Origin of the sequence: Paenibacillus cucumis (ex Kampfer et al. 2016) (assembly GCF_019748695.1) — a bacterium.
GTDB classification, from domain to species: Bacteria; Bacillota; Bacilli; order Paenibacillales; family Paenibacillaceae; genus Paenibacillus; species Paenibacillus polysaccharolyticus.
The window spans coordinates 170,466-195,432 of the sequence record NZ_JACLIC010000020.1; the positions used below are offsets into that span (position 1 = coordinate 170,466).

General features: G+C 44.4%; 23 protein-coding genes. 20 read left to right on the forward strand and 3 right to left on the reverse strand.

Features of this window, described 5'->3' with window-relative positions; translation table 11 throughout:
• Positions 1-72 precede the first annotated feature (72 nt).
• From H7T88_RS12300 to H7T88_RS12310, 3 genes are all read left to right on the forward strand, one after another.
• Positions 73-1,263 (forward strand): aminotransferase-like domain-containing protein, encoded by a 1,191-nt coding sequence (locus H7T88_RS12300; RefSeq protein ID WP_221788677.1) that lies wholly within the window; start codon positions 73-75, stop codon positions 1,261-1,263.
• A 254-nt stretch (positions 1,264-1,517) separates the two neighbouring features.
• Positions 1,518-2,369: a CPBP family intramembrane glutamic endopeptidase gene (locus tag H7T88_RS12305; protein ID WP_260510868.1), complete on the forward strand. Its 852-nt coding sequence runs from the start codon at positions 1,518-1,520 to the stop codon at positions 2,367-2,369.
• Between the two features lie 16 nt (positions 2,370-2,385).
• A complete protein-coding gene (locus H7T88_RS12310; protein WP_221788680.1) occupies positions 2,386-2,985 on the forward strand; it encodes a TetR/AcrR family transcriptional regulator in 600 nt (199 codons plus the stop codon).
• A gap of 75 nt (positions 2,986-3,060) precedes the next feature.
• Here the strand turns inward: H7T88_RS12310 and H7T88_RS12315 are convergent, their stop codons facing one another.
• Positions 3,061-3,486: a MaoC family dehydratase gene (locus H7T88_RS12315; RefSeq protein ID WP_221788682.1), complete on the reverse strand. Its 426-nt coding sequence runs from the start codon at positions 3,484-3,486 to the stop codon at positions 3,061-3,063.
• Between the two features lie 196 nt (positions 3,487-3,682).
• Here H7T88_RS12315 and H7T88_RS12320 point away from each other — a divergent pair, with 196 nt between their 5' ends.
• From H7T88_RS12320 to H7T88_RS12355, 8 genes are all read left to right on the forward strand, one after another.
• On the forward strand, positions 3,683-4,558 hold the full coding sequence (locus H7T88_RS12320) for an AraC family transcriptional regulator (protein ID WP_221788684.1): 876 nt from the start codon (positions 3,683-3,685) through the stop codon (positions 4,556-4,558).
• Positions 4,559-4,644: 86 nt separating this feature from the next.
• Positions 4,645-5,922 carry an ABC transporter substrate-binding protein gene (locus H7T88_RS12325; RefSeq protein WP_154889264.1) on the forward strand — a complete coding sequence of 426 codons (1,278 nt, stop codon included), beginning with the start codon at positions 4,645-4,647 and terminating at the stop codon, positions 5,920-5,922.
• Positions 5,923-6,160: 238 nt separating this feature from the next.
• Positions 6,161-7,051, forward strand: coding sequence for a carbohydrate ABC transporter permease (locus H7T88_RS12330; protein WP_154889262.1), 891 nt, complete (start codon positions 6,161-6,163; stop codon positions 7,049-7,051).
• A gap of 15 nt (positions 7,052-7,066) precedes the next feature.
• Positions 7,067-7,948 carry a carbohydrate ABC transporter permease gene (locus H7T88_RS12335; protein WP_090915782.1) on the forward strand — a complete coding sequence of 294 codons (882 nt, stop codon included), beginning with the start codon at positions 7,067-7,069 and terminating at the stop codon, positions 7,946-7,948.
• Between the two features lie 165 nt (positions 7,949-8,113).
• Complete coding sequence (locus H7T88_RS12340) at positions 8,114-9,955, forward strand: spore germination protein (RefSeq protein ID WP_260510869.1); 1,842 nt, start codon at positions 8,114-8,116, stop codon at positions 9,953-9,955.
• A 43-nt stretch (positions 9,956-9,998) separates the two neighbouring features.
• Positions 9,999-11,114: a GerAB/ArcD/ProY family transporter gene (locus tag H7T88_RS12345; protein ID WP_221788685.1), complete on the forward strand. Its 1,116-nt coding sequence runs from the start codon at positions 9,999-10,001 to the stop codon at positions 11,112-11,114.
• Positions 11,115-11,118: 4 nt separating this feature from the next.
• A complete protein-coding gene (locus H7T88_RS12350; protein ID WP_186812301.1) occupies positions 11,119-12,309 on the forward strand; it encodes a Ger(x)C family spore germination protein in 1,191 nt (396 codons plus the stop codon).
• A gap of 70 nt (positions 12,310-12,379) precedes the next feature.
• Positions 12,380-12,598: a hypothetical protein gene (locus H7T88_RS12355; protein WP_154889254.1), complete on the forward strand. Its 219-nt coding sequence runs from the start codon at positions 12,380-12,382 to the stop codon at positions 12,596-12,598.
• Positions 12,599-12,720: 122 nt separating this feature from the next.
• Here the strand turns inward: H7T88_RS12355 and H7T88_RS12360 are convergent, their stop codons facing one another.
• Positions 12,721-14,004: a stalk domain-containing protein gene (locus H7T88_RS12360; RefSeq protein ID WP_221788686.1), complete on the reverse strand. Its 1,284-nt coding sequence runs from the start codon at positions 14,002-14,004 to the stop codon at positions 12,721-12,723.
• Positions 14,005-14,182: 178 nt separating this feature from the next.
• Here H7T88_RS12360 and H7T88_RS12365 point away from each other — a divergent pair, with 178 nt between their 5' ends.
• Together H7T88_RS12365 and H7T88_RS12370 are read left to right on the forward strand one after the other, a co-directional pair.
• Positions 14,183-14,551, forward strand: a complete 369-nt coding sequence (locus H7T88_RS12365; protein ID WP_154889250.1) for a hypothetical protein — start codon at positions 14,183-14,185, stop codon at positions 14,549-14,551.
• Between the two features lie 19 nt (positions 14,552-14,570).
• Positions 14,571-15,803 (forward strand): sialidase family protein, encoded by a 1,233-nt coding sequence (locus H7T88_RS12370; protein ID WP_221788687.1) that lies wholly within the window; start codon positions 14,571-14,573, stop codon positions 15,801-15,803.
• A 99-nt stretch (positions 15,804-15,902) separates the two neighbouring features.
• Here the strand turns inward: H7T88_RS12370 and H7T88_RS12375 are convergent, their stop codons facing one another.
• Complete coding sequence (locus H7T88_RS12375) at positions 15,903-16,328, reverse strand: hypothetical protein (RefSeq protein ID WP_221788688.1); 426 nt, start codon at positions 16,326-16,328, stop codon at positions 15,903-15,905.
• Positions 16,329-16,541: 213 nt separating this feature from the next.
• On the opposite strand from H7T88_RS12375, the gene H7T88_RS12380 reads away from it, so the two are divergent.
• The 7 genes from H7T88_RS12380 to murB all read left to right on the forward strand — a co-directional run bounded on the left by H7T88_RS12380 (position 16,542) and on the right by murB (position 24,762).
• Positions 16,542-16,850 (forward strand): hypothetical protein, encoded by a 309-nt coding sequence (locus tag H7T88_RS12380; protein ID WP_090915790.1) that lies wholly within the window; start codon positions 16,542-16,544, stop codon positions 16,848-16,850.
• Between the two features lie 212 nt (positions 16,851-17,062).
• The gene (locus tag H7T88_RS12385; protein ID WP_090916475.1) at positions 17,063-17,635 is read left to right on the forward strand and encodes an esterase/lipase family protein; all 573 of its coding nucleotides are present in this window, start codon (positions 17,063-17,065) and stop codon (positions 17,633-17,635) included.
• Between the two features lie 299 nt (positions 17,636-17,934).
• On the forward strand, positions 17,935-18,675 hold the full coding sequence (locus tag H7T88_RS12390) for a LytR/AlgR family response regulator transcription factor (RefSeq protein ID WP_154984092.1): 741 nt from the start codon (positions 17,935-17,937) through the stop codon (positions 18,673-18,675).
• Position 18,676: 1 nt separating this feature from the next.
• Entirely contained in the window at positions 18,677-19,975 is a 1,299-nt protein-coding gene (locus tag H7T88_RS12395; RefSeq protein ID WP_090915792.1) for a sensor histidine kinase, read from the forward strand.
• A gap of 111 nt (positions 19,976-20,086) precedes the next feature.
• Entirely contained in the window at positions 20,087-22,138 is a 2,052-nt protein-coding gene (locus tag H7T88_RS12400; RefSeq protein WP_221788689.1) for a serine hydrolase domain-containing protein, read from the forward strand.
• Positions 22,139-22,384: 246 nt separating this feature from the next.
• Positions 22,385-23,374 (forward strand): SDR family NAD(P)-dependent oxidoreductase, encoded by a 990-nt coding sequence (locus H7T88_RS12405; protein ID WP_154889237.1) that lies wholly within the window; start codon positions 22,385-22,387, stop codon positions 23,372-23,374.
• Between the two features lie 494 nt (positions 23,375-23,868).
• Positions 23,869-24,762 carry a UDP-N-acetylmuramate dehydrogenase gene (gene murB / locus H7T88_RS12410; RefSeq protein ID WP_090915799.1) on the forward strand — a complete coding sequence of 298 codons (894 nt, stop codon included), beginning with the start codon at positions 23,869-23,871 and terminating at the stop codon, positions 24,760-24,762.
• The last annotated feature ends 205 nt before the right edge of the window (positions 24,763-24,967 follow it).

A 24,967-nucleotide genomic window follows, 5' to 3' on the forward strand; every position in this document is an offset into this window, starting at 1 on the left:
GTATAATAGAGTCTAATGTATCATTAGAGCTAGAACTCAGATAGATTAGATGCCGAGAGGATGTTACTAAAGATGAATTATACCTTTTCCAACCGGATTGCATCACTGCAACCGTCTATTATTCGTGAGATTTTGAAAGCTTCTTCAGGTCAAAATGTAATCCCATTCTCAGCAGGCAATCCTGCGCCAGAAACGTTCCCGATTGAAGCGATTCGTACCTTCACCCAGTCGATTCTGGAACAAGACCCGGTTACAGCGTTGCAATATGGCATCACGGAAGGATACGTACCGCTTCGTGAAGCACTCCAGCAACACCTGGAGCAGAATTTCAACACAGGTAAGCCGTCCGACCAGCTTTTTATCGTGTCAGGGGCACAACAGGGGATTGAGCTTGCGTGTAAAGTGCTGTGTAATGAAGGCGATACAATTATCTGCGAAAGTCCCAGCTTTATCGGTTCTCTGAATTCCTTCCGTGCTTCCGGTGCGAAGCTGGCAGGGGTTCCGATGGAGACGGACGGTATGGACATTGATAAACTGGAGCATGCGCTGCAAACCGAGCCGAATGTAAAAATGATCTATGTTATTCCTAGTTTCCAAAATCCTACAGGTGTAACCACCAGTCTGGAGAAGCGCCAAGCGATCTATGCACTGGCTAAGAAATATGGTGTTATGATTCTGGAGGATAATCCATACGGGGAGCTTCGATTTAAGGGTGAGGATGTGCCAACGATTAAGTCTATGGACGAAGACGGCTTGGTCATCTATGTCGGATCGTTCTCCAAAATTTTGTCGGCCGGACTGCGAGTTGGCTTTGTACAGGCGCCGCATGAAGTCGTGGAGAAGATGGTTGTAGCCAAGCAGGGAGAAGACGTACATACAGCGATGCTTCCGCAGATTCTGGCTCATCGTTTTATGACGGAATATGATTATGCAGGGCATATCAATCTTATTCGTGATGTCTACCTCCGAAAGGCTACACTTATGATGGACAAGCTACAAGAGCATCTAGGCGATGCTGTGACCTATACTCGTCCAGATGGTGGACTATTCCTATGGTGTGATCTGCCTACTCATGTACCGATGGTGGATTATGCCAAAACTGCTGCTGCGCAAGGTGTAGCTGTAGTACCAGGAAATGCGTTCCTCGTGAATGAGCAAGATCCGTGCAATGCCATTCGATTGAATTTCTCAACACCGTCAGACGAGCAAATTGCCAAAGGTGTGGAGATCCTTGGACAAGTGTTAAGGAACTCGTTCTCGTAAAAAAACAAATTTATGACGAAGCCGCCCATGGGCGGCTTTTTGTATGATCAGATTAGCCAGTCGTTACTAGACGGTTCGCATAACAAGGGAAAATAGAGGCTGTGAGTCTGGTACAGCATTTCATAACCGAATATTTATCTGCACGACAGCAAACATTAAAATTTTGTTCAATGTTGACAGAAGTCTACGTGACTATATATATTGTATTTACCGACTAAATAGTCGGTAAATACAATAAGAGATGGATGTGTATCATGAAAAGGAATTATGGCCTTCAGCCGCCGATCCCATTGAGTTTAAAATCCGTAGCAGGCTTCGTACTTATTTTGATCATTTGGCAGGGTGGTACTATATTATGGTTTCATTTAGTAAATACTCTGATTCCTGCTACCCGTTCCGGATTACCTCAATTGATCACACTATATTTGTCTTTTTCTTTCCTGATTCTCGGCGTTTACATGATCACCAGGTATTTCTTTAAAATCCCGTTTAGAACATTTTTGTTTGAAGGTAAAAGACCTGATTTCCGCAAGTTTGCTATTTATTTTGCATGGTACTTCACTGCGCTTATCCTGTATTTACTTGTCGATGTCGCCTTGCATCCTCAAGCTTTTACGCTTAATTTTGATCCGATTCCGTGGTTAGGTGTACTCGTAGTAACTGCTCCTTTGGTTTTGTTTCAAAGTGCTGCTGAAGAGATTTTATTTAGAGGTTATATGTACCGTATGTTCAGATCATTAAGAGGCAGTGCATTCTGGTCTATCTTGGTCACTTCCCTAATTTTTGCTCTGCTCCATGGGTTTAACCCCGAAATGCTGCATTACGGGATTTTTGGACCTCTGTATTATTTGCTGGTAGCGCTCTTTTTGGGAATCGTAGCTTACCATACGAATGGTCTAGCTGCTCCCATCGGTATTCATTTTGCCACGAACATGTTTAATACATCCATCTGGGGATATGGAACATCGACTTTGGAAAACATGGGTCTGCAAAATGTTGTATACCGCCACACATTAGACATGCCATTTGCATTCTTTGGGATTTTTGTTATCGTTATCTCATATGTTGCTTTTCAATTATTCAAGCATAAAAGGAACCGTTCGTAAGGTTTCGGGAGGACTCATGACCAGAAGAAGATTGCCAGCAGAGGAAGCTAAAACAATCATTTTAAACCATGCTAAACAGTTATTTATCGAAAAAGGCTATGACCGAGCTACGATGGATGACTTATGTGCATTGACACAGATGAGCAAAGGAAACTTATACCATCACTTTAAAAATAAAGAGGTACTGTTTCTCCAGCTGCTTACTCAGCATACTGAACAAATGTCACAAAAATGGCTTCGTTTGATGGAGCATACTTCGTCCCCCAGCGAACAGCTGCTTGAAATGGCTGATTTATTCGGAAGAGACTGTGAAAGTCCATTAATCCAGGCGCTTGAAGAGTATTCCAGAACACTTTCTAGTGAATCCGAGTCATTGACTACATTAAAGGAGATCACAGAAGTAGCCTATACTGCAATTAGGCAGGTGTTGCAGACGGGGATTAATCAAGGTATTTTTATGAATGAGGACATCGAAACATTGAGCTTTGGGGTCATGTCAACCTTGGCTGGAGCAACCCAACTCTGCTTAACTAAGCCAAATCTAAGCGGGGATGAATACGCGGCTCTGCATGTCAAAGCGGTTAAGTTGCTACTAAAAGGCATTGCTATAGGTTGACCAGGGAGTCGTCACTATTCGGTTGTTTGTAGGATACAAACATTTTACCGAGTAGACGACTCTTTTTTTAGCCTTTTAATTGTCCACCAGCGCACTCAATTCTGCCCGAAATACATTCTGACCCTTTTGGTTATATGTACTGAGCAATACCGTCACCGTGCCATTCCCGGTTCGTCTCGGACGAAGTCCAGTGACTTCAGCGATAACGTGAAGTTCATCCCCTGGATAGACAGGTTTCAAAAATTGAATATGGTTCATGCCAGTGCCAGCGATAATATGCTCACCGTACACGCCAACATCGATCCATAGTCGGAACGTGACATTCAGGGTCTGCATGCCTGATGCAATCAGATCTCCGAAGCGTCCTTTTTTTGCTTTGTCCTCATCCAGATGCATATATTGCGGATCGTAAAGTTCGGCAAAATGAAGAATGTCCTCCCTCGTTAAGAGAACCGATCCGGTTTCGTAACGCTGTCCTAGTTTAAAATCGCTGAATTTCATGTTTGACCACTCCGATTTCTTTGGATTTACTTAGCATATATTAACATGCTTATGTTCAATCTCCCTAACCATTGAGATCAGAAATTTGGATGTTTGGTCCTATTTTAGATAGAATATGAGAAACGGGGAAGTACATTCAGGCATAAGTATAGAAACATGAGGCAGATGTGTATGGAAAAAAGAGGAGGCAAATGACATGGGCGTACCTACTTTTCTCGAAACAGGTCACATGGCCGAAGGGTTTCCCATTCGGTTAATTTATACAGGTGCAGAATTCAATTATGCGGCACATTGGCATGATGAAGTGGAACTTGTTATCGTGACTGGAAAACATGCACGAATCGGTGTAAATGAGCAAATATTTGAACTGAACCAAGGGGATATGGTTCTAATCAAGCCGGGGGACGTGCATTATTTTATGCCAGGCACCGGAAGGCTGACGATTTTGCTGTTTCGGCTTGAATTGTTAACCGGGAGCTTTACGAGTGAAGCGGAGATGCAAGAGCTGGGAACACTTTTGAATCAAACGTCCATCATTCCGTCGGGCAGTCAGTCCAACCCGGGTCCTTATATTGATGCGATTGCCGTGGAGAAAACAAATCAGAAACCCGGTTACCGCTGGCTTATGGTATCCCGGTTATATGATCTAATCGTCTTGTTACTACGTACCACGCCCCCGGCTTCACAAACGGATTCGTCGCCATGCTGGCCTTGCGTATCTTCCAAAAAGTTCGAGTTTCTCGAATCCGTATGCGAGTATTTGGAAGAGCACTATGCCGAGCCGATTAAGCTGGAGCAGGTGGCAGAACATATGAAGTTCAGTAAGTTCCATATCTGCAAACTATTCAAAGAAATCAAGGGCATCACGTTAATGGAATATTTGAATCATTTTCGCATTATTAAGTCGGAGTGGGCGCTTTTGTTTCGTCAGGAATCCATTTTGGAGATTGCGATCAGTCACGGATTCAACAATGTGAACTCCTATAATCGTCTTTTTAAAAAATACAATAACTGCACGCCGTCCGAATTTCGCAAACGTCATCGTTCCAATATCGCAAAATATCAAGGATGATTGACAATATTTGTGGAGAAAGCCACCGCTCAAATTCTTATACTCAAATAAATTGTAAGCGTTTCCTTTTTAGGGAGGGTACTTTTATGAAGAGATGGTTTAAGCGGTTTGTTGTACCAGTCACGCTGCTTGCAAGTTCTATACTCTTGCTCGTCGGTTGTCAGACAGGTGCATCCAATCAAGCGAAGCAACAGGAGATTACGGTCTGGAGTTTTACGGATGAGGCAGGCTATGCGATTGAGAAATTCGAAGAGAAGTATCCAGATATCAAAGTGAATTTCGTTAATATTCCAGGCAACTTTTACCTGACCAAGCTCAAATCAGCACTTCAGACCAGTTCCAAAGCACCCGACGTGTTTATGATTGAAAATGCAAATATTCGGGAACTTATTGATGTACCATATTTGGAAAATTTATCAGCTGCACCATACAATGCAAACGAGTTAATTAAGGAGCAGTACCCTTTTGTTCAGGCTAATGAGCAGGATAGTGAGGGGAACGTTCGCGCCATTGGATATCAAGGTACACCTGGTGGCATCTATTATCGCCGTGATCTGGCGAAGGAATATCTGGGTACCGATGATCCAGAGAAAGTCAGCGCCCAGATTGATACATGGGAGAAGATTTTTGCTATCGGAGAAAAGGTACAAGAACAAAGTGGCAACAAGGTACATGCACTGGCGAACTGGAACGGGATAGCCAACTCGTACGGTGGCATTCCTTGGGTGAAAGATGGGAAGCTCGTCATTGATCCTACGTATATGAAGGTGCTTGATCTGGTGCGTGAGGCAAGGGAGCGCCGTGTACTTGGTGAGTACGAGGATGGAAGTGCAGGTTATGCAGCCTCGATGCAAAAAGGTGAAGTGATGTTCTATCCTGCGGCGACTTGGGGATTGCAGTTTACATTCAAAGCAAACGCACCCGATACCGAAGGGTTATGGGGTTTGGCACACGGGCCTTCGTCCTTCAGTTCAGGAGGGACTTATATCGCGATGTATAACAAGAGTGATCAGAAGGATGCCGCCTGGAAATTCATTGAATTTTACAACTTTAATCACGAATTTCTGACGGGACTTGCCAAGGAGCAGGATTACTTTACGAGCAACATGGTCGTGAATGACCAGCTTGCAGACTCGCTGACTTCAGCCTATCTGGGTGGACAAAAGCATTTTGAATTTTTCTCAGAGGCCGCCAAGCAGGTTCCGGTGTATGAACGCACTAAATATGACGGTATCATCAGCAATGATATCTATCGAAACTTGCTGCAGTTGTATCTAAACGGCGATATTCAGACGAAGGAAGAAGTGGTAAAACGCATCAAACGTGACGTGCGCTTAAGGTTCCCGGAATTAGAGGTAGAGTAAGTTGAACAAATATGGTTACACAAGCACTCCGATGACAGAAGAGTCTTTCAATCGCTGTTATCCCCAGATTTTTCTGATTCCCTTTCTAAAGGGGGAAAATCCGGTGATAAAGGCGACCGCTTCGCTTTTCCAGCTTTCTTCTGTCCTCTCCGTTGATTGTGTAAACTCTTAGTTGAACTTACTAGAAGATAAATTAATAAGAGTAGTCATTTCCAGGTTGATGATTGGGGGACAGCGTATGTTTGCCAAAACAATTCGAAAAGACCATTACGGGTACTACTTTATTGCTCCTTTTTTTATCGTGTTTGCCATCTTTGGACTGTATCCGATTCTCTACTCGCTATATATCAGTTTCACGAATTTCGACGGGATCACCACGCCTGAGTTCGTCGGGATCGGTAACTATGTCGCGGTGCTTCAAGACCCGCTTTTCTACAAAACATTGTTTAATACACTCTTCATTTGGGGTGTATCGGTAGTACCACAACTGACGGTCTCCCTTGTACTTGCTTTTATTTTGAACGACAAGTTGTTAAAAGGACGGGATATTTTCCGGGCGGTATACTTCTTCCCTAACATCGTTACGGCTGCTTCGCTCGGTTTGCTTGTCAGTCTGATCTTTGATTGGCAGTCGGGTGGACTGAATCATTTTCTCGTGCAGACAGGGATAATTCAAGACCCGATCAATTGGAAAGATGACCCTTGGTTTATGCGGCTAATCGTGTCATCCATTCTGTTCTTCCAGTACTTTGGTTATTCAATGGTCATCTATCTGGCTGGATTACAAGGGATAGATCCAGCGCTGCAAGAAGCTGCACAAATCGATGGTGCCAAGAAAAAACATATTTTTCTGCACATCATCGTGCCGATGCTCAAACCTATTATATTGTTTCAGATTATTACCTCGATCATTGGGGGCATTCAGATCTTTGACCAGCCGTTTACGTTGACCAATGGTACAGGAGGGCCGGACCGTGCGGCAATGACCAGCATCATGTACCTATATAATGTAGCGTTCCAAAGTACACGTTTTGGTTATGGAGCTGCCATTGCATTTTGTCTGTTCATCATTATTATTCTGTTATCGGTTGCATCCTTCATCATGACCAAACGGAAGAGCCGTTCATAGGGAGGGAGAGATTGTATGCAAACTGCTAAAGTTGCCGCGCAGCGAGAGGCCGTAGTTCAACACCATGCGCTTCGTCAGCGGCTGACATTGGGGAAAATCCTCATTTATCTGTTTCTGATCGCCCTCGCTGTATTGTGTGTGATTCCGTTTTACCTGATGCTGATCTATTCTACACATAACAATGCGTCGATTGCTTCAAGCTTTACGTTTCTTCCGGGTGCGTTTCTGATAGACAATTATGTGAATATGGCTTCAAAAATCAACATTTGGCGTGGCTTTGCCAACAGTTTCTTTATCGCTGGCAGTTCTACTGTGTTGTCGCTGTATATCGGTGCTTTAACGGCTTATGGTTTTGCCAAGTTTAACTTCAAAGGACGCACCGGATTGTTTCTGTTTCTGCTCGCCACGATGATGGTTCCGGGTCAACTGGCGCTAATCGGGGTATACCGGTTGTTCAGTACGCTTGGCCTGCTGGACAGTTATGCGGCGATTATTTTACCCGCGGCGGCGAATGCCTTTAACGTATTTTTCATCAAACAGTTTATGGAAAGCAGTATTCCGGATGAGATCATTGAGTCGTCAAGAGTAGACGGTGCAAATGAGTTCAGGACGTTTAATCAGATTGTACTGCCCATCCTTGGGCCAGCGATCTCGGCTCTGGGGATTTTCACCTTTATCGGGTCATGGAATAACTTTCTGACACCACTCGTACTCTTTTTCTCCTTAGATAAGTATCCGCTACCCGTCTTGGTCGCTCTCGTTCAGGGCTACTACGGTATGGATTACGGATTGTTGTATCTGGGCGTAGCGATTTCGATATTGCCGATTATTGTTGTGTTCGCCGTATTTTCGAAGCAGATTATCGGAAGCGTTGCACTGGGTGCTGTAAAAGGATAGCTAATACACACAATCTGTGCAGTGGCAGTTAAATGTTAGTTTAGAAGAGAGTCGCTCACGGAGCGGCTCTTTTCGTCGTTCGGATTGCATATTTCTGGTGAAGGAAGCAAATGATATCTTTTACTGAGAATACTTGGACGAATCGGTGGAAAGGAGGTGGAGCCCATGAGTCAAAACAGTCAAAATACAAATACCAACTCAGGAACAAACTCAAACACGAATACGAACTCAAGTACCAATACCAACACAAGCACAAATAATAATACAGACTCCAATTCCAACTCAAGCACCACGGAACAACAGGATTCGAAGCAAGGTGCAGAGCGGTCAACCGAACAAAATATGAAACAGGATACAAAAGAAGAAAAAAGACAAGAACAAGAACAAGATCAAGATCAGCAAGAAAAAGAAAAAGAAAACGACGAAAACAGCGAAAACAGCGAAAAATCAAAACAGAATAATGATCAAAACGCGAAGAAAAATACGGATCAGGATTCAAACGAGAAAGAGAAAGAGAAAGAGAACAAAGAGAACAAAGAGAACAAAGAGAACAAAGAGAACAAAGGCAAGGATCAATCGGATCAAGAGGGACAATCGGATCAAGAAAAACAAGAAACGCAGCAGGACTTGCCCTTAACAGGAGATTTGGTTATTGATGAAGAGACATTACGCGCCGTATTTACGGACTGTTCCGATGTCATATTTCATTCATTCGAGACCGCGGGCTTCACCTCCGCACTATGTGTATATTGTGTGGGTTTATGTGATACGGAGCGGCTTGAGCGTCAGGTGCTAACGCCAGTTCAGGAGATTGGCATGGAGGCTGCTCAGGTTCCTCTATCTTCCGTAAAAACCGTTGAAACGTCGAAAGAGGCCGCAGAAGCGATATTGGCAGGCGAAGCACTTCTGTTACTGGAAGGCTCCAATGTCGCAACAACGTATCCGCTGTATAAAGCAGCTAATCGTTCGACAGAAGAGCCTCTAGCTGAATCAACGGTCCGTGGTGCAAGGGACGGATTCACTGAATCGCTCGCAACGAATCTTTCTTTGGTTCGTAAACGGCTCAAAACACCTGCACTAAAATTCCGAACACGCACCGTTGGAGAAAGCTCCAATACCAGCATTGCACTTGCGTACGTGGAGGGTATTATTGATGCCTCACTGGTGAAAGAGGTGGAGCAGCGACTGGATCGGTTAAGAGTCCGGGACATTCTGGAAAGTCAGTATATTGAGGAAGATATCATCGATCAGCGATTCTCTCCTTTTCCTCAGATGATTGCTACAGAACGTCCCGACGTGGTGGCCTCCAATCTGATGGAAGGGCGATTTGCGATACTGGTGGACGGAACACCGTTCACACTGGTCGCTCCTGTAACGCTGTTTTCCATGCTGCAGTCACCTGAAGATTACTATCAATATGTGTTTATGAGCGTATTCCTCCGCTGGTTACGATACGTATTTTATGTTTTGTCCTTGTTGTTGCCTTCGGCTTATGTCGCGATCACGACCTATCACCAGGAGATGATCCCTACAGTGCTGCTACTCAGTATCGCTAGAGCCAGAGAGGAGATTCCTTTTCCCGCACTTGTAGAGGCACTGATTATGGAAATCGCCTTTGAAGCGCTCCGGGAAGCCGGTGTTCGCCTGCCGAAACAGGTAGGTTCCGCGGTCAGTATCGTTGGCGCACTGATCATTGGACAAGCTGCAACCACGGCGGGTATCGTCTCCGCTCCGATGATTATTATCGTTGCGATCACAGGGATTGCGTCCTTTATGATCCCTCGTTACTCTGCTAGCATATCGACACGACTTCTTCGTTTTCCCATTATGATTTTGGCTGGAACGCTGGGCTTAATCGGTGTTATGTTGGGCATCATTTTGATCGTCATTCATTTGAGCAGTCTTCGCTCATTTGGTGCGCCGTATCTGTCTCCGGTTGCACCAACGAATGCCAAAGGGTTGAAGGATCTGTGGTGGCGTCCAGCACCTTGGAACAAGCCGCGATAGGGATTAGATTGCATAAAGGATGTAGGAGAGGGCGGGAAGATTCATGTTAACTGACCAAGGAAGAATATCGGAGACACAGCTGGCGTTCATGATCTTCCCGGCTGTTATTGCCACTGCGATCTTGTCTGTACCTGGAATTACAATGCATTATGCCGGACATGATATGTGGTTATCTCCTATTATTGGATCGGTTATAGGACTTGCCGCCATTGGTATATCACTTGGACTAGCACGGATGTACCCCGGAAAATCGCTCATTGAATCCAGTGTGCTCGTGGCTGGTCTCATTCCAGGCAAGCTAGTCGGACTTATTTATATTTTGTTCATGCCTCATCTAACCGGGCTGATTATAAGAGAATATGGTGAGTTTATCGCCAATAATGCACTTCCGCGCACACCGATGTTTGTAATCATGGGCACGATGATGCTCGTTTGTGCGATTAATGTCAGACTTGGCATAGAAGTGGTTGGCAGGACAGCCCAGGTTTTTGTAACACTGGTCATGGCTATGCTGGGTCTCGTCTTCGTACTGCTCATTGGGGAATTGCACCCGTCAGAATTGTTTCCTTTTATGGAAAATGGGCCGATGCCTGCCGTCAAAGGAGCGCTCGCTCCTGCCGCCTGGTTCAGTGAATATATCGTAATTGCCTTTCTCCTGCCGTATGTAAATCGCAAAAAAAGAACCGCTCGTGTGATGCTAGGCTCTTTATTGACAACAACGATAGTGATGACCGTTATTAATGTGGTTTGTCTCTTTTTAATTGGAGATTTGACAGATACGTTTGTTTTCCCGGTGATGATCGCTGCCCGGTACATTACGATTGCAGACTTTCTACAACATATTGAATCCCTCATAATTGCGGTGTGGATCTTTGGTATGTTTGTGAAGGTTTCCGTATTTCTATATATATCTGTGACGTCCACAGCGGAATGGTTCGGTCTGAAGGATTACAAGCCCCTAGTGAGCCCGCTTTCTTTTCTCTGTATGATTTTTTCGTTTTGGGTAGCTTCGAGCAGTTCGGGGTTATCCAGTTTGGTAAGTCCTTCAGCCAATTTGTATACGATCGCCGTTTTACTGGTTCTTCCAGGGGTGACTTACGGGATAGCTTGGGTGAAAAAGGGGTGGGCTTATGTGCGAAAAAAACGTACGGATGGCTGATCCCATGAAAAAAAGAATGATCTCTGCATGCAATACTTGGCTTCTTATCTGTTTTTGTTGCACATTACTCACGGGATGCTGGGATCGGATTGAGATTAATGATCTCGCGATAGTACTGGCAACCGGAGTGGATTACAAAAATGATCAGATCGAACTGACATCACAGATCTTTATTCCCCGTAAAGCTGGGGGAGGAGACAGCACGGGGAGTGGAGGCAGTCCAAGCGGGGTAACACTAACTCGATCGGCTGAAGGTCATACCATTGCAGAGGCTTTGAATCGCTTGCAACGGAAAGTGCCGAGAAATATGTTTTGGGGACACTGCGAAGTAATTGTGATTAGCGAAGACGCCGGAAAAAAAGGCATACGCGAATTTATCGATTTTTTCCTTCGATACCCCCAGATCAGGGAACATGCTTATGTTTTTTCAACACCTGACCCTGCCAAAAACATTCTTGCCTTGCTGGACCCATTGGAACGAAGCTCTGCGGAATCTTTGCGTGAGATGGCCAATATGAAACTAGGTACACGGATAACCGTTCTGGAACTCGCTCAATCCATTGAAGGCCCTAACCAATCTGTCATTTTGTCCCGTATGTTGACTCTTGCACCTGACGAGGGACAGGATAAATTAACAACGACGCCATATATCAAAGGACTAAGTCTTTATAAGGGCGATAGGTTTAATCGGAGTGTACAGGAGCCGTTAACCGTTGGCATTTTAATGCTTGCTAATGAATTAAACAACATCATCATGCCTGTAAATGTAGAGCCTGAGAGAGGTTCCTTTTCGATCCAGCCGCTAGAAGTGAAGACGATTTTGAAGCCGAAAATTTCGGGTTCACAGTGGAGCATGCAGGTGGATGTACAGGCAAGGGGAGAGGTGTTGTTGAATACAACCAACGGGGATCTCACAGATCCTGCTGTGTTGAAAAAGCTGGAGGAAACCTGGGCGTCACAATTGAAAGACATGGCAGAGTCGGCCCTTCGATTATCCCAGCGAGAGATGCGAACGGATCTGTTCAAGTTCGCGGTGGAGTTCCGCAGATATTATCCGAAACAGTGGAAGGAGCAGGAGAAGAGATGGGAGCAGATCTACTCTGAGCTTGATGTGGATATCCAGATTCATGCGCAGGTTGTACGTACAGGTAAATCTGCCGGGCCTCAGGGCATCCCGGATGAGCAGGGGAGATGAGCGATTAACTGTGGAAGTAATGCCATCACTCATGGGGATACGAGATATGATAGACAGAAGGTGATAAGTTATGAAAATTGCTTCTATGTTAGGTATTCTGTTGTTAGCCGGAACGATCATCTATGTGGAATGGAAACATAGCGAAGAAAAAAAAGTCCGGATGATTACAACAGGAGTCAGCGCTATCAGTGCGGTCATTGGCATGGTCCTGTTATTTGATCCCCAGTTGCCGGGACCGGGTGTGATCATTAAACTGCTGTTTGGCGGTATAGATAAGGTCATGAAATAAGAAGAGAAGGTGATGAAGTACACAAAAAAGCACGTTCCTTGTACAGTCAGTCAAGGAGCGTGCTTTTTCCTGCTTATTTTGAATTAGATTATGAAGTTCAATATAGCTATGAAAAGGTAGCTTTATTCTTCCTTAATTACCGATGCTTGCACAGCAGATTGCATATCAGCGCTGTACGTGCGGAATAGGCCAAGCCGCCAGAAGGCTGCACCCTTCAGATCGTAACGCTTGGCAAGTCCGAGCTTGTCCCCGACAGATGCAGGTGTCTCACTATTGATGTTGATGCCAAGCAAAATCTTTTCTTTGGGCACTCCTGCCTTGAGTGCGAGTGCAATTGCCTGATTGACCAGACTGTTCGGCTCCGCAACTTGAGCTTTGGTTCCTGCAGGATTATATTGGTAGGCCATAATGATAAGGTCATCCGCCAGCGTAGCCAGTGTTTTGTAATCATACCCTTTGTAGGCGCTATTGAGCGGAGGAACAGCCAGAGAGATGGCGATCTCTTGAGGTAGCGATTCCCTTAGCTGTTTCACATACTGATTCAGCAATTGTTGTTGCTCTACAGCGTCCAGTTTGAAGCCGAGTCCCTCAAAATCAAGCACAACCCCACCAAAGCCATACTCCTGAATGGCTGCTTGAATGCCTTCAATGGATTTTTGCCTTAAAGTGCTGTCACCCAGTACTTTAGTTAGCTCGCCATTTCCATCCAGCGCATACACCATCAAACTGGGCTGGATTTGTTGACTTGCCGCGTCAGCTACAATGGATTTAGGGGTTACTTCACCCGCGGCAGCAGGAACCTGATATTCTTTCCCTTCCAGTGTAAACGTACCATCCCGGTCAATGCGGCTCCATCCAAAAGCAACCGAATTCATAGAAGGTAACAGATCGATTTCATGGTAGGCTTTTACGGCATAGAACGCTCGGAGATGCATTTCACGTTGAGGTGATACCATAGAGACGGTTCGTGTAGCCTGATCCCAGCCTGTACGGACATCGAATTGGCTACTGAATGAACTCAGCGGAATAAGTACACGTCCTTCCCGTTGCACAGGTGCGGCAGGGAGATTCACTTTCTCTCCATTTACAGTAGCTGTCTTGCTTCCAACCTGAAGAACAACTTTCGTTGTTTTTCCTTTGGATGTGTTCACCGCGGTCATGGTCTGTGTTTTGTTGTTCCAGCTAATACCAATGCCGAGTGCTTCTCCGACCGTCCGGAATGGAACATAGGTTACTCCTTTATCAATCCGGGGTGCTGCATCGAAGGTTAAGGGTACATGATCCAATTGAACAGAGATCGCAGGGGCTGCTTGAAGTTTTTGGGATTGAGTTGCAGGTATACTGCCCATCATGGATATTACCATGGCGGCTGCCACAGCGATTTTCCCAGTACGTTGTATAAACATAAATAGGTGGACCTCCAGGCGTTGTGGTTTGGCGTAAATCTACCAAACTAATGAAATTTGGCAAATCTATCATAACAAAATTTTCATATTGTTCCAATACAAGAAAACATAGAATCTGCATAACACAAGCTGAATGGAAAGTATAGTGGAGTATATGGTGTGAAAGGAGTGTGACTCTTTGCCGAACTCTACAGGGTTTATCTACAATCCAACTTCAGGTCCTACACAGTCTACACAAATTATCGTCACTTGCATTAACGATTCGTTGAATGCTCCTGTCAGTGTTGAATTGGAGGTATTCAGGTGGGATACAACTCAATTGACTCGGATTCCTATTGGTCATGATTTAGTTGAAATCTTGCCGCAAGCAACAAGGACTTTCATCTATCCGTTGATTAATGCTGCGTTTTTTGAAGTTCAAAGTGATTTCTTTAGCGCAACCAGTACGGTAATCCATGTCTATGGCGTTGATTCTACGGGTCAGATTATACAGCGCATTCTACAATCTGAAATGACGTTAATTGACCGATTCACCAATATCCCTTAGAAGAAAAGAGGTGAAGAGAATGGCCGTTGTAAATATTACTGGTGCTTTGGCGGGAAATCAGTTTGAACCCTCTATTGCAGTAAATATTTTAAATCCTAATATTATGTGTGTTGTTGCTGTAGATACCAGTACGGGACCAACGTTAACAGGATTTTATCGCTCCATCGACGGTGGAACGACATGGTCCACAACGGTGCTTCCGCAACCCGCAGGCTATTCGGGGGCGGAAGCACCAACCATCGACTATACGTTTCCGAGCACTTTTATCGTCACGGTGCATGTGTTTAACGGGATTAATGACGGGACCATTGTAAGTTATACTTCATTTGATGACGGTGCAACTTGGCAGCCGCCTGTCATTGTACAATTAGGATTTGGAACAATCGTGCATAATGATGAACCTTTCATTGCTGTAGATCGCTCTCCTGGCAGTCCATATCGAGGCCATGCGTATGTAGGTTATACACCGCTTGCAACAACTTCTTCTGCTATTTTTACTCAAAGATCTGTTGATCAAGGAATCTCGTGGGAACCCCCGGATCGACAATCGAGTCCTCGTGGAATCCATGACCGGGCAGCTTTGGCCGTTGGCTTCTCCGGTGAAGTCTATGCAGGTTATATCATTACAGGGCCAGCCAGCCCTTCGGCATTGCTACGCATATCGTATGATGGGGGAATCAATTATCAACCGCCCATAGAACGGCAGTCTACGTTCATATCTTCCGTTGTGCCGGCGCCATCGCCGCTCCCTGTTCCGAACTATAATTTTCGAGTGCAGACCAATCTGAGTTTGGCAGCAGACATATCCATTGGACCGAACAGCGGTACCGTTTATGCCGTATGGAATGACGCTCGCGCGGGGTATACCGATGTTTTGCTTTGTGAATCTCCCGATGGACTTCTTTGGTCAGATCCAATAAGCATTACTAGCGCACCGCCAGGTACACAGAACTTTTTTCCTGCCATCACGGTGTCTCCATTTGCTGGAACCATTCGGGTAATCTATTACTCCAATCAAATTGACGGGTTCCTGCTTGATGTTTTTGTTGCCGAGTCCTTTGATGGCGGAGCAAGCTTCAGTAATCGCCGGCTAACAACGACCTCCTTTAATCCGAATGGTGTCTCCCCAGTGCCAACCGTTCTAATCGGTGACTATATTACAGCAGCTACATATGCTCCGGATAACCTGGCTGCCGTGTGGATGGCTACTACACCTCCGACAGGTAAGCTGGATGTTTATTTCGGAAATTAGCTGGACATATAAAAGCCCCAAACGTGTAATCTACAATGCAGATGTAGATTACACGTTTGGGGGCGCTAAGGATTACATACGAGACCTTAATCTTAAACGTTAATCCGAAACGATAAATCCGTCGAAGCTTTCAGGACCTACCCGGACCGTACCAAGCAGATTGGTACTGATAAAAGCGGTGTAGGTGATTTGCGGAGTTACAGGCGGATTATAATCATTGGCGGAAAAAATGATGACTTCAGGTACAAGCAATCCGTTCAGACCATACGTGTGATTGGCTGAATATATGAGAGGATCTGTCGCAACCGTGCCACGGACAATCGTAATTCGGACTTGGAAGAGAGCGAGTGGAAGCTGAACTGTAATCGTTCCTTTCATAGAAACTCTTGGATTAAGACCTGCCCCAGCAGTTAGTAACCCGATTTGTGCAAATAATGTAGGTGTATTGATGACAGGAATAGGAATGGCAATGGAATTAAATGTAGCTGCATTCAATGACACCCTTGCATCAAGTAATTGGGTCATGTGATATTCCTCCTTCACATTCAGATAGAATACTATATTCAATGAGGTCACATTCGCATGGACGAGCGCTCAGGACTAGCCAAATTAGGAAAGTTAGATGGAGTATTAAAGCAATTTTGAACGTATGTTTTGACACATTAAGAACGAAATGAGAAAATACCTTTCTATGATATGAAGAAAAAACAAATAATTTGAAGTTGGAGGCATAACGAGATGAACCAGCGTTTTAAAATAACGAGATCGATGCAGGAAAACAATCCGGAACAACATATTTCTTTGGAGGAGTGCAGCACATATTTTGCTACCAAGCCGGAGTTTACTTACTCCACAGTGCTAAATATCGTTGGCGCGGAGAGCACGATGACCATTGAGGGTGACTTTTTTATGTGGGAGCATGAAGGACAACAATACCCATTCCGATTGTATATGGGGGAGTTGTACGTTGCTATTTCGAATGAAGCGATTGTTCCGGTTATGATGGAAGCGGCATCGCAGCTGCATGCGGATATTGTAGAGGGATAGTTTTCTCGTGCTCCGAGTCGTACGATGAGCCAGGCTGAAAGAGGAGAACCTCTGTATTTCGACAAAATAATTAGCAGTAAACATCATACTCCATTGGTTAAATGAGACTAAAATACCATTTATTTTACAATTTTTAAATTGTAAAATGTGGATATTCCATTTACAGGAGGATGATCTGATTGAGAAGGTTAAGACCACTGCTAATTGTTTTGATGAGTGCGATTTTTGCTTTTGCTTTACCAGGAATTGGGCAGAGTACGACAGCTTCTGCTGCCACTGCGCGGACACCCATTGTTTTTGTTCATGGATTGACAGGCTCGGACAGTAATTTTGCCTTAATTGAAAGGTATCTGCGCGGTGAAGGATGGTCGAATAATGAGCTATTTGCCATTGATCTCCCGAGCAAAGCAGGGAATCAATTGTTGAATTCTGCGGCGATAAGCCGATTTGTGGACGATGTTCTTCGCCAAACGGGGCATTCCAAAGTTCATATCGTTGCACATAGCATGGGTGGAGCTAACAGCCTGTACTATATATTGAATCGCGGTGGCATAGATAAGGTGGATAAATTGATTACGCTGGGTGGGGCGAATCGGTTGACAACGAACAGCGCACCAAGCGGCATTAAAGTTACCTCAATCTACTCCACCAGCGACACCATTGTTTCGCCTCTTTTATCCAGACTGGACGGGGCAAACAATATTTCCGTTAGTCTGGTAACTCATATCGGATTGCTCTATAACTCAAGGGTAAATGCATTGATTAAGGCCGCACTCATCGAATAGCTGTGGTTGAAGAACTTATATACTCATCCTATATTAGCGGTATTAACAAGACTGACCACTCCTGGTCAGTCGTTTTTTTTTTGTTCAAGAGTAAGGTGGTGCTTACAACCAAGGAAGTGGAAAGATCAAAAAACAACCAAAGGATGGAACAAGGACGCATGATCACGTCGTTGTTCTTTTTACGTTTGCATTTCAGGGTAGTGTAAATGCTTTTCAATCCATTCTTAACGATCTGAGCGTGATAAGATAGTATATTAGAATGAATAAAAACGGTTTGTGTTCGAGAAAGGCGGGATGAAATGTATCAGGTAGCGATATGTGACGACGACGAGCAGCAACGAGAATTGATGAGACATATGCTGACAGCGTTCTCGCTCAAAACCAATATCGAGTTTCATATCACCATGTTCAGTTCAGGAGAACAACTCCTGGCTCATTATAAGGATCAGAGAGAGACGTTTCACCTGCTTATTCTGGATGTAGAGATGGGTGGGTTGAATGGCATACAGACGGCACAGGAAATCAGAAAACTCAAGATCATGGATGTGCAGATCATGTTTTTGACCAGTTATCCCGAGTATATGGTTCAAAGTTTCGATGTGATGACGTTCCAATATTTGATCAAACCGATTCAAGAGGCTGTGCTGGAAGAGAAGTTGATCAAACTGCATCAGTATTATCAAGCTATGGATAAAAAGTATCTGGTGATTAAATCAGATTACGATGATTTGATGTTGAAATATGAAGATATTTTATGGATTGAGGTAATCAAAAGCCTCACGGTTAAAAACAAACTAAAGGTAATTACTCGTGATAACTCTTATGAAACGAAAGGTATTCTATCGGCTTATGCTGCAACGCTGACAGAGCATGGTTTTATGCAAATTCACCGATCCGTGCTTATTAATCTAATGCATGTACACAAGTTCACGGGGGCACAAGTCACGATGCTGGATGGAACCTCTCTGCCGATAGGTCGTTCCAAAATCAAAGAAGTCAAGGATACGTATACCAAATATATGATCATGAGGGTTCAATAAAATGAATATTTTGCATCTAGTACCCGTCATTTTGTTGACCCTGCTCATGACCTTTCAAGCCAATTATTACTTTGATGCTGTGCTGGGAAAATCCAGACGTAAACCTCGCAGAACGATTTATTTTGTTGTGTTTGTCCTGCTCAATTTCTTTTATTTGGCTACGCGATTACCTTCTTTTCTTTCGACCTTGCTTGCATTGATTTTTATCTTCACTCTGGCACAATCCTACCGGGTAGAATTAAAACTGAAGATTATGTTTACGGTTATGTATGCAGCGCTGTTAACCACGGTAAATATCATTTCAGTTTATGTTTTTAGTGTGATTGACGGCATCGACTACCTGAAAGTGCCTGTCTATGGCCCGGAAGCGATATGGTTGTTCTCCAAAGTTCTGCTGCTAGGATGCAGCATTATGTTTGTTGTGATCCCCATTGTTCATCTCATTGCCAAACGCAGGAGCTTCCGGGTGCACCATAGGTCTTATCTTTTATTTTTGATCGTTACTGCGATTACGGTGTACCAGATCAATGTCATTTCAATATATAGCGAAAAAAATATCTTTTATATTTTTTCGGTGCTGGGCTCCCTTTTTCTAAACGTATTTATTGTGTATGTGTTTGATAATATCGTGGAGAAGGCGCATCTCGCTCATGAAAATGAACAATTGCAGCGGCAGATGGATTACCAGGATGCCAACTACGAGAAGACCGTGCACAGTTTCAAAAGCATTAAAAGTATTATCCACGATATCAATCAGCAGTTTCTATATATCGAAGAGTGTGTGAAACGTAACGAACTTGCGGCAGCAACAGAGCATATGCATGTTACGATGAACACCATTGAGCATGCGTACCAACGTGTGAATAGCGGTAATCTGGTCATTGATGCTCTCGTTACAAATACGCTAACCGTCGGGCAGGCAAACGGCATTCGAATCGATACCCGCATCAATCTCCATTCTCAACACATAGGCATTGAGCGTTATGATTTGTGCGTGGTGCTCGGAAATATTCTAGACAATGCTGTTGAAGCATCCAAGAAAGTACGGGTCGCCGAGGATCGTTATATCGTAGTATCTATTCATTCTACAGCTTCTGCTCTGGTAATCCAGATTATGAACCATACCGCCCAACCGGCAACGGATCTGAAAAGTGACAAAACGGATTCAGAATTTCATGGTTTTGGCCTGACCAATATATCCAGAATATGTAGCAAATATGGAGGACATATGACCATTGAGCAAGGACAAGGGTCTTTTAACAATATGGTCGTTCTTCCTTACAACACAAACAACGTCTGAACTGTCGTTCAGGGGTTGTTTTTTTCCATTCGGGGTTCTTTTCCGCAGGCCACGTCTTTGCCAGGTATGATGAGTTCATTCAAGTATATCGATCTGAAGGAGGAAATCTGAATGAAAAGGATAATTACGGTTTTATGTGCGTTTATGCTTGTCATCATGCCTGTAGCAGATGTTAAAGCTGAGGCGACAGAAAAGCAGACAACCCAAGCGAAAGCTAAACAACTCGCTGACATGCTGGTTCAGAATTATGGCGTCACAAGTATGCAATATGCGATTATGGACAAAGGTGAAATGATTTTATCTGACGGTGCTGGATTTCATGATAAGGCGAGCCAGAAAGCCGTGGACAAAGATACCATGTACGGTATAGGCTCCGTAAGCAAAATGGTGGTGACAACTGCGGTCATGATGTTGGTCGATTCTGGTAAGGTTGACCTGGACCAGCCACTTACTACGTATATTACCGATTTCAAAATGGCAGACCCCCGCTATAAAGAAATCACACCGCGTATGTTAATGAATCATTCATCCGGGTTGTACGGTTCGCAGTATGGAAACAGCATTCTTTTTGATGATAACGACACACGCAATCATGATGAACTGCTGATCAAACTTCAGGCCGAACGTCTCAAGTCTAGACCCGGGGAATACTCCGTTTATTGCAATGATGGCTTTCAATTGCTGGAGATTCTAGTTGAGCGCGTGAGTGGGCAAAGTTACAGTAAATATGTGGAACAGTCTATCAGCAAGCCGTTGCAACTTGGTTCTACGAAGACACCACTGGATTCTTTCAATAGAGACAAATTAGCTGGAACCTATTGGCCAACTTTTAAATCAAAGATGCCTGTTGAAAATGCCAATATCATCGGTACGGGTGGCATTTATTCAACGGCTGAGGAGTTAACGCAATTTGCTGAGGTACTGATGGGTAACCGCCCGGATCTTCTATCCAAGGCTTCGGCTAAAGCGATGCAAAGTCCAGAATATCGCAAAGGCATATGGGTGTCTGACGAAATCAATTCGTTCAACTACGGACTCGGCTGGGATGCAGTAGAACTTGCTCCATTCAGTGAGTATGGCATTAAAGCACTGACCAAGGGCGGCGATACGATCATGTATCACGCTTCATTAATTACGATTCCAGAGCACGACATATCCATGGCTGTGTTATCTTCAGGTGGATCTTCTGTTTTTGACCAGATGTTTGCCTCTAAAGTGTTGCTGGAAGTACTGAAGGAACAGGGCATTATTGACAACATTAAACCGGATCGCACCTTCTCTGTCCCAGTCCAGACCGAGATGCCTGCTGAGTTGAAAGATTACTCCGGTTTGTATGGGACCGTTGGTGCAACAACGGAGATTAATATTCAAGACGGAGCATTCACCTTACCAGCTATGCTGGGCGGACTAATTGCTGAACAAAAGTATGTGTATACAGGTGACGGGTATTTTACCGGCAAGGACGGAAGCGTGAAGGTGAGTTTTGTAAAGGAGCGGAACGCCAAGACCTATGTTAAAGTCCAAGGATATCTTAGCTTGCCGGGACTGGGACAGATGGGCATGAGCACGTACGATTATCAAAAGCTGGAGCCTAACAAGCTGGATGCAGTTACCCAAGAGAAGTGGGCTGCACGGAACGGTGTGAACTATTTTGCGCTGGACGAAAAAATCACATCGCTCTTCTACCTGGTTCCATCACAGCTTATTAAAAATTTTAAGGTCAACGCAGAGCATGGCTATGTAAATGGGACGCAAATCAAGGATGTCAATTATGCCGTTAATGTTGCGGAGATTCCAGTCATGAATGGCCGAGATGCATTCGACTTGGAATTAATGATGAAAAAAGATGCTGAGATTCTCACGCAGAACGGACAGCAGTACATCTCGGAAAAGGCGATTCGGCCTATTTTCAGTGGGAAATCAGGAATTGCGACTATACCAGCTAACGGTCAAGCTCGATGGTATGCGATTGACGGGAAATCAGCTGAAAAAACGATAACGGTGGATTCTCCTAAGCACGGCGGTTATGCGGTTTATGATGATCAAGGTCAGGCGCTACAGTTCTCTATCGCGACTGGTGAACAGTCCACGAAACTTCCGAAGAAAGGCTTTATCGTATTTGGAGGTAACGCCGGTGATGTTTTCCACATTCGTCTGAAATAAAGAGAATAGAAATGGTTAAATGTTTCAGTACATTTAAATATATGTATATGGATAAAGCCGCCGAATGGCGGCTTTTTTGTTCATCCTGATGGCGAATGAAGATCAATGGTGAATTTTCAGGATAGACGTTTTAAGGGGCATGATTTGACTTCGAGTTTACTCTAGGGTGTAGACTGATTATAGAAGTCCTAATAGGGATAAATACTATAAGCAGTTACAAGTGCAAATATGAAGGAGCTGAGTCAGATGAACATAAACAAAGAGACAAGAACAGTTCAGCATAACATACATTCAGGTTTTGACAAGAGTAGTACAGCGGATGAGGTATTAAACGGACTGGATCTGTCAGGGCATCTCGCTTTAGTGACAGGCGGATATTCCGGTCTGGGATTGGAAACAACACGTGCATTGATTCGAGCGGGAGCACACGTTGTTGTGACTGCGCGCAGACCAGATGTTGCCCGTGAAGCTCTGGCTGATCTTGAGAACGTGGAAGTGGACGAGCTTGATTTGGCTGACTTGTCCAGTGTTGCTGCATTTGCGGAACGTTTTCTTGCAAGTGCACGCAGTATTGACATGTTAATCCTGAATGCAGGTATCATGGCCTGTCCAGAGACCCGGATTGGTCCGGGATGGGAAGCGCAGTTTGCTACGAACCATCTGGGACATTTCGCGCTAACCAATCAATTGTGGCCTGCGCTGGTCAGTGAAGGTGGAGCCCGTGTCGTTTCGCTTTCCTCTGCAGGACATCATTTCTCCCCAATCCGCTGGCATGATATTCATTTTGAACAGGGATACGAGAAGTTTCCGGCATACGGTCAGTCCAAAACAGCGATCAGCTTATTCACGGTAGAACTCGACAGACTTGGCAAGCAGCATGGAGTTCGTGCATTTGCTGTACATCCGGGTGGAATCATGACTCCATTACAGCGTTATATGCCCAAAGATGAGATGGTTGCTCTCGGTTGGATTGATGAATCCGGCAACGTGGCTAATCCGGGGTTCAAATCACCGGAGCAGGGTGCAGCAACCCAGGTGTGGGCTGCGACTTCTCCCAAGCTTGAAGGCATGGGCGGTGTGTACTGTGAAGATTGCAATATCAGTGAGATGGCTCCCGAAGATGGCGGTTTTTACGGCGTGAAGCCATATGCGATTGATGCAGAACAGGCGGAGCGCTTATGGGCGTTATCTGCTGAATTGACAAAGACGGATATTCCGGATAACGATCGTGGATGAAGCGGACTTCTATTCAGAAGATAGAGAAGTTTAAGAATATGTGTTAGAATGTTCAAGCGCTGCGGGTGATAAATCCGCAGCGCTATTGCTTTTTTTGATGCCGTACAATCTGAAAATGGTTGTTCATGTATAATTTAACTTGTATTCAAGTATCTATTCAGTAAACAGGCGAATATCATGATAGTATACGGTTGAATTTCATCGGCCTGTAAAGGGAAATATAAGGAAATATAAGTTGAACTATTTATTTACACATGAACGAAGAGGACAGAAAAAACCTGAAAAAGCAAAGCGGTCGCCTTTATCAGCGGATTTTTTCCTTTGGAAAAGGGAATCAAAAAAATCTGGGGATAACAGCGATTGGAAGGTTATTCTGTCATCGGAGTGGATAGTGTAAATTCTTTGGTTCAACTTATATAGATTGTCATTGGAGTGTGTTTCGATTTACAATGTAGGAATCATGTTCTTTTTGAAGAACGCAGGGAGAGAAAATCATGAATATTTTTGAAAATCACATACCTAACGAAAAAGTAAAATTTAATGAACCGCTAAAAAATCATACGTTTATCCAAATTGGAGGCAAGGCCGATATTCTCGTGCATCCAACGACGGTGGAGGAGATTACCAAAGTGGTTGAAATTGCGAACAGCCATCAGCTGCCGCTGACCGTTATTGGTAAAGGCTCCAACGTTATTATTAAGGACGGAGGCATCCGGGGAGTCACGATTTCGCTTAGCCGCTTCGATCAGATCGAAGTCAGTGGAACACGTATCATGGCACAGAGCGGCTCCGATATTATTGACGTATCCAGAGCCGCTTTGGCACATAGCCTGAAGGGTATGGAATTCGCCTGTGGCATTCCTGGCAGTACAGGAGGCGCTCTTTACATGAACGCTGGCGCTTACGGCGGTCAGATCGCGGATGTCATTGAAAAGGCGACGGTCATTACCCGTGAAGGCAACGTTGTTGTTATCCCTCGTGAAGAGATGAAGCTGAGTTACCGCAACAGTCTTTTCAAGATGGATCATTATATTATTTTAGATGCCGAGTTTACGCTTAACGAAGGGGATCAGGAGGAGATCTCTAGCAAGATGAAGGAATTAACGTTCCTGAGAGAATCGAAACAGCCATTGGAATACCCTTCTTGCGGAAGTGTGTTCAAACGTCCAGAAGGACATTTTGCCGGTAAACTAATTCAGGATTGTCAATTGCAAGGCACTCGCATCGGTGGGGCTGAAATCTCGACTAAACATGCTGGATTTATCGTGAATGTGGATCACGCCACTGCCAAGGATTATGAGGATCTGATTCAGTTTATTCAGAAAAAGGTGTGGGACACGTTCCAGGTGGAATTAGAAACTGAAGTGATATTCCTTGGAGAATATTAATTCAGGCACAGTTTATGAAGACTGGGGTACTAAAGCACGTGTAAGCCATGACTAGAATATGAGTCGTTAATAAGATGGAGCCGCCATATGGCGGCTTTTTTGCTATATCTTATAAGAAGCGAAAAAACGATTATGATAATTTTGGTAATATTAGATGGGTTTATATGTTATATTGTTAATTTATCTGTTTTCAAGAAGGAGGCTC

What these genes read in the sequence shown, in the direction of transcription:
- H7T88_RS12385 (WP_090916475.1), top strand. Translation starts at nt 17,063, where the DNA reads ATGAGTGCGATTTTTGCTTTTGCTTTACCAGGAATTGGGCAGAGTACG.
- H7T88_RS12305 (WP_260510868.1), top strand. Translation starts at nt 1,518, where the DNA reads ATGAAAAGGAATTATGGCCTTCAGCCGCCGATCCCATTGAGTTTAAAA.
- H7T88_RS12360 (WP_221788686.1), bottom strand. Translation starts at nt 14,004, where the DNA reads ATGTTTATACAACGTACTGGGAAAATCGCTGTGGCAGCCGCCATGGTA.
- H7T88_RS12325 (WP_154889264.1), top strand. Translation starts at nt 4,645, where the DNA reads ATGAAGAGATGGTTTAAGCGGTTTGTTGTACCAGTCACGCTGCTTGCA.
- H7T88_RS12330 (WP_154889262.1), top strand. Translation starts at nt 6,161, where the DNA reads ATGTTTGCCAAAACAATTCGAAAAGACCATTACGGGTACTACTTTATT.
- H7T88_RS12315 (WP_221788682.1), bottom strand. Translation starts at nt 3,486, where the DNA reads ATGAAATTCAGCGATTTTAAACTAGGACAGCGTTACGAAACCGGATCG.
- H7T88_RS12405 (WP_154889237.1), top strand. Translation starts at nt 22,385, where the DNA reads ATGAACATAAACAAAGAGACAAGAACAGTTCAGCATAACATACATTCA.
- H7T88_RS12400 (WP_221788689.1), top strand. Translation starts at nt 20,087, where the DNA reads ATGAAAAGGATAATTACGGTTTTATGTGCGTTTATGCTTGTCATCATG.
- H7T88_RS12340 (WP_260510869.1), top strand. Translation starts at nt 8,114, where the DNA reads ATGAGTCAAAACAGTCAAAATACAAATACCAACTCAGGAACAAACTCA.
- H7T88_RS12300 (WP_221788677.1), top strand. Translation starts at nt 73, where the DNA reads ATGAATTATACCTTTTCCAACCGGATTGCATCACTGCAACCGTCTATT.
- H7T88_RS12380 (WP_090915790.1), top strand. Translation starts at nt 16,542, where the DNA reads ATGAACCAGCGTTTTAAAATAACGAGATCGATGCAGGAAAACAATCCG.
- H7T88_RS12355 (WP_154889254.1), top strand. Translation starts at nt 12,380, where the DNA reads ATGAAAATTGCTTCTATGTTAGGTATTCTGTTGTTAGCCGGAACGATC.
- H7T88_RS12390 (WP_154984092.1), top strand. Translation starts at nt 17,935, where the DNA reads ATGTATCAGGTAGCGATATGTGACGACGACGAGCAGCAACGAGAATTG.
- H7T88_RS12370 (WP_221788687.1), top strand. Translation starts at nt 14,571, where the DNA reads ATGGCCGTTGTAAATATTACTGGTGCTTTGGCGGGAAATCAGTTTGAA.
- H7T88_RS12310 (WP_221788680.1), top strand. Translation starts at nt 2,386, where the DNA reads ATGACCAGAAGAAGATTGCCAGCAGAGGAAGCTAAAACAATCATTTTA.
- H7T88_RS12395 (WP_090915792.1), top strand. Translation starts at nt 18,677, where the DNA reads ATGAATATTTTGCATCTAGTACCCGTCATTTTGTTGACCCTGCTCATG.
- H7T88_RS12375 (WP_221788688.1), bottom strand. Translation starts at nt 16,328, where the DNA reads ATGACCCAATTACTTGATGCAAGGGTGTCATTGAATGCAGCTACATTT.
- H7T88_RS12320 (WP_221788684.1), top strand. Translation starts at nt 3,683, where the DNA reads ATGGGCGTACCTACTTTTCTCGAAACAGGTCACATGGCCGAAGGGTTT.
- murB (WP_090915799.1), top strand. Translation starts at nt 23,869, where the DNA reads ATGAATATTTTTGAAAATCACATACCTAACGAAAAAGTAAAATTTAAT.
- H7T88_RS12335 (WP_090915782.1), top strand. Translation starts at nt 7,067, where the DNA reads ATGCAAACTGCTAAAGTTGCCGCGCAGCGAGAGGCCGTAGTTCAACAC.
- H7T88_RS12345 (WP_221788685.1), top strand. Translation starts at nt 9,999, where the DNA reads ATGTTAACTGACCAAGGAAGAATATCGGAGACACAGCTGGCGTTCATG.
- H7T88_RS12350 (WP_186812301.1), top strand. Translation starts at nt 11,119, where the DNA reads ATGAAAAAAAGAATGATCTCTGCATGCAATACTTGGCTTCTTATCTGT.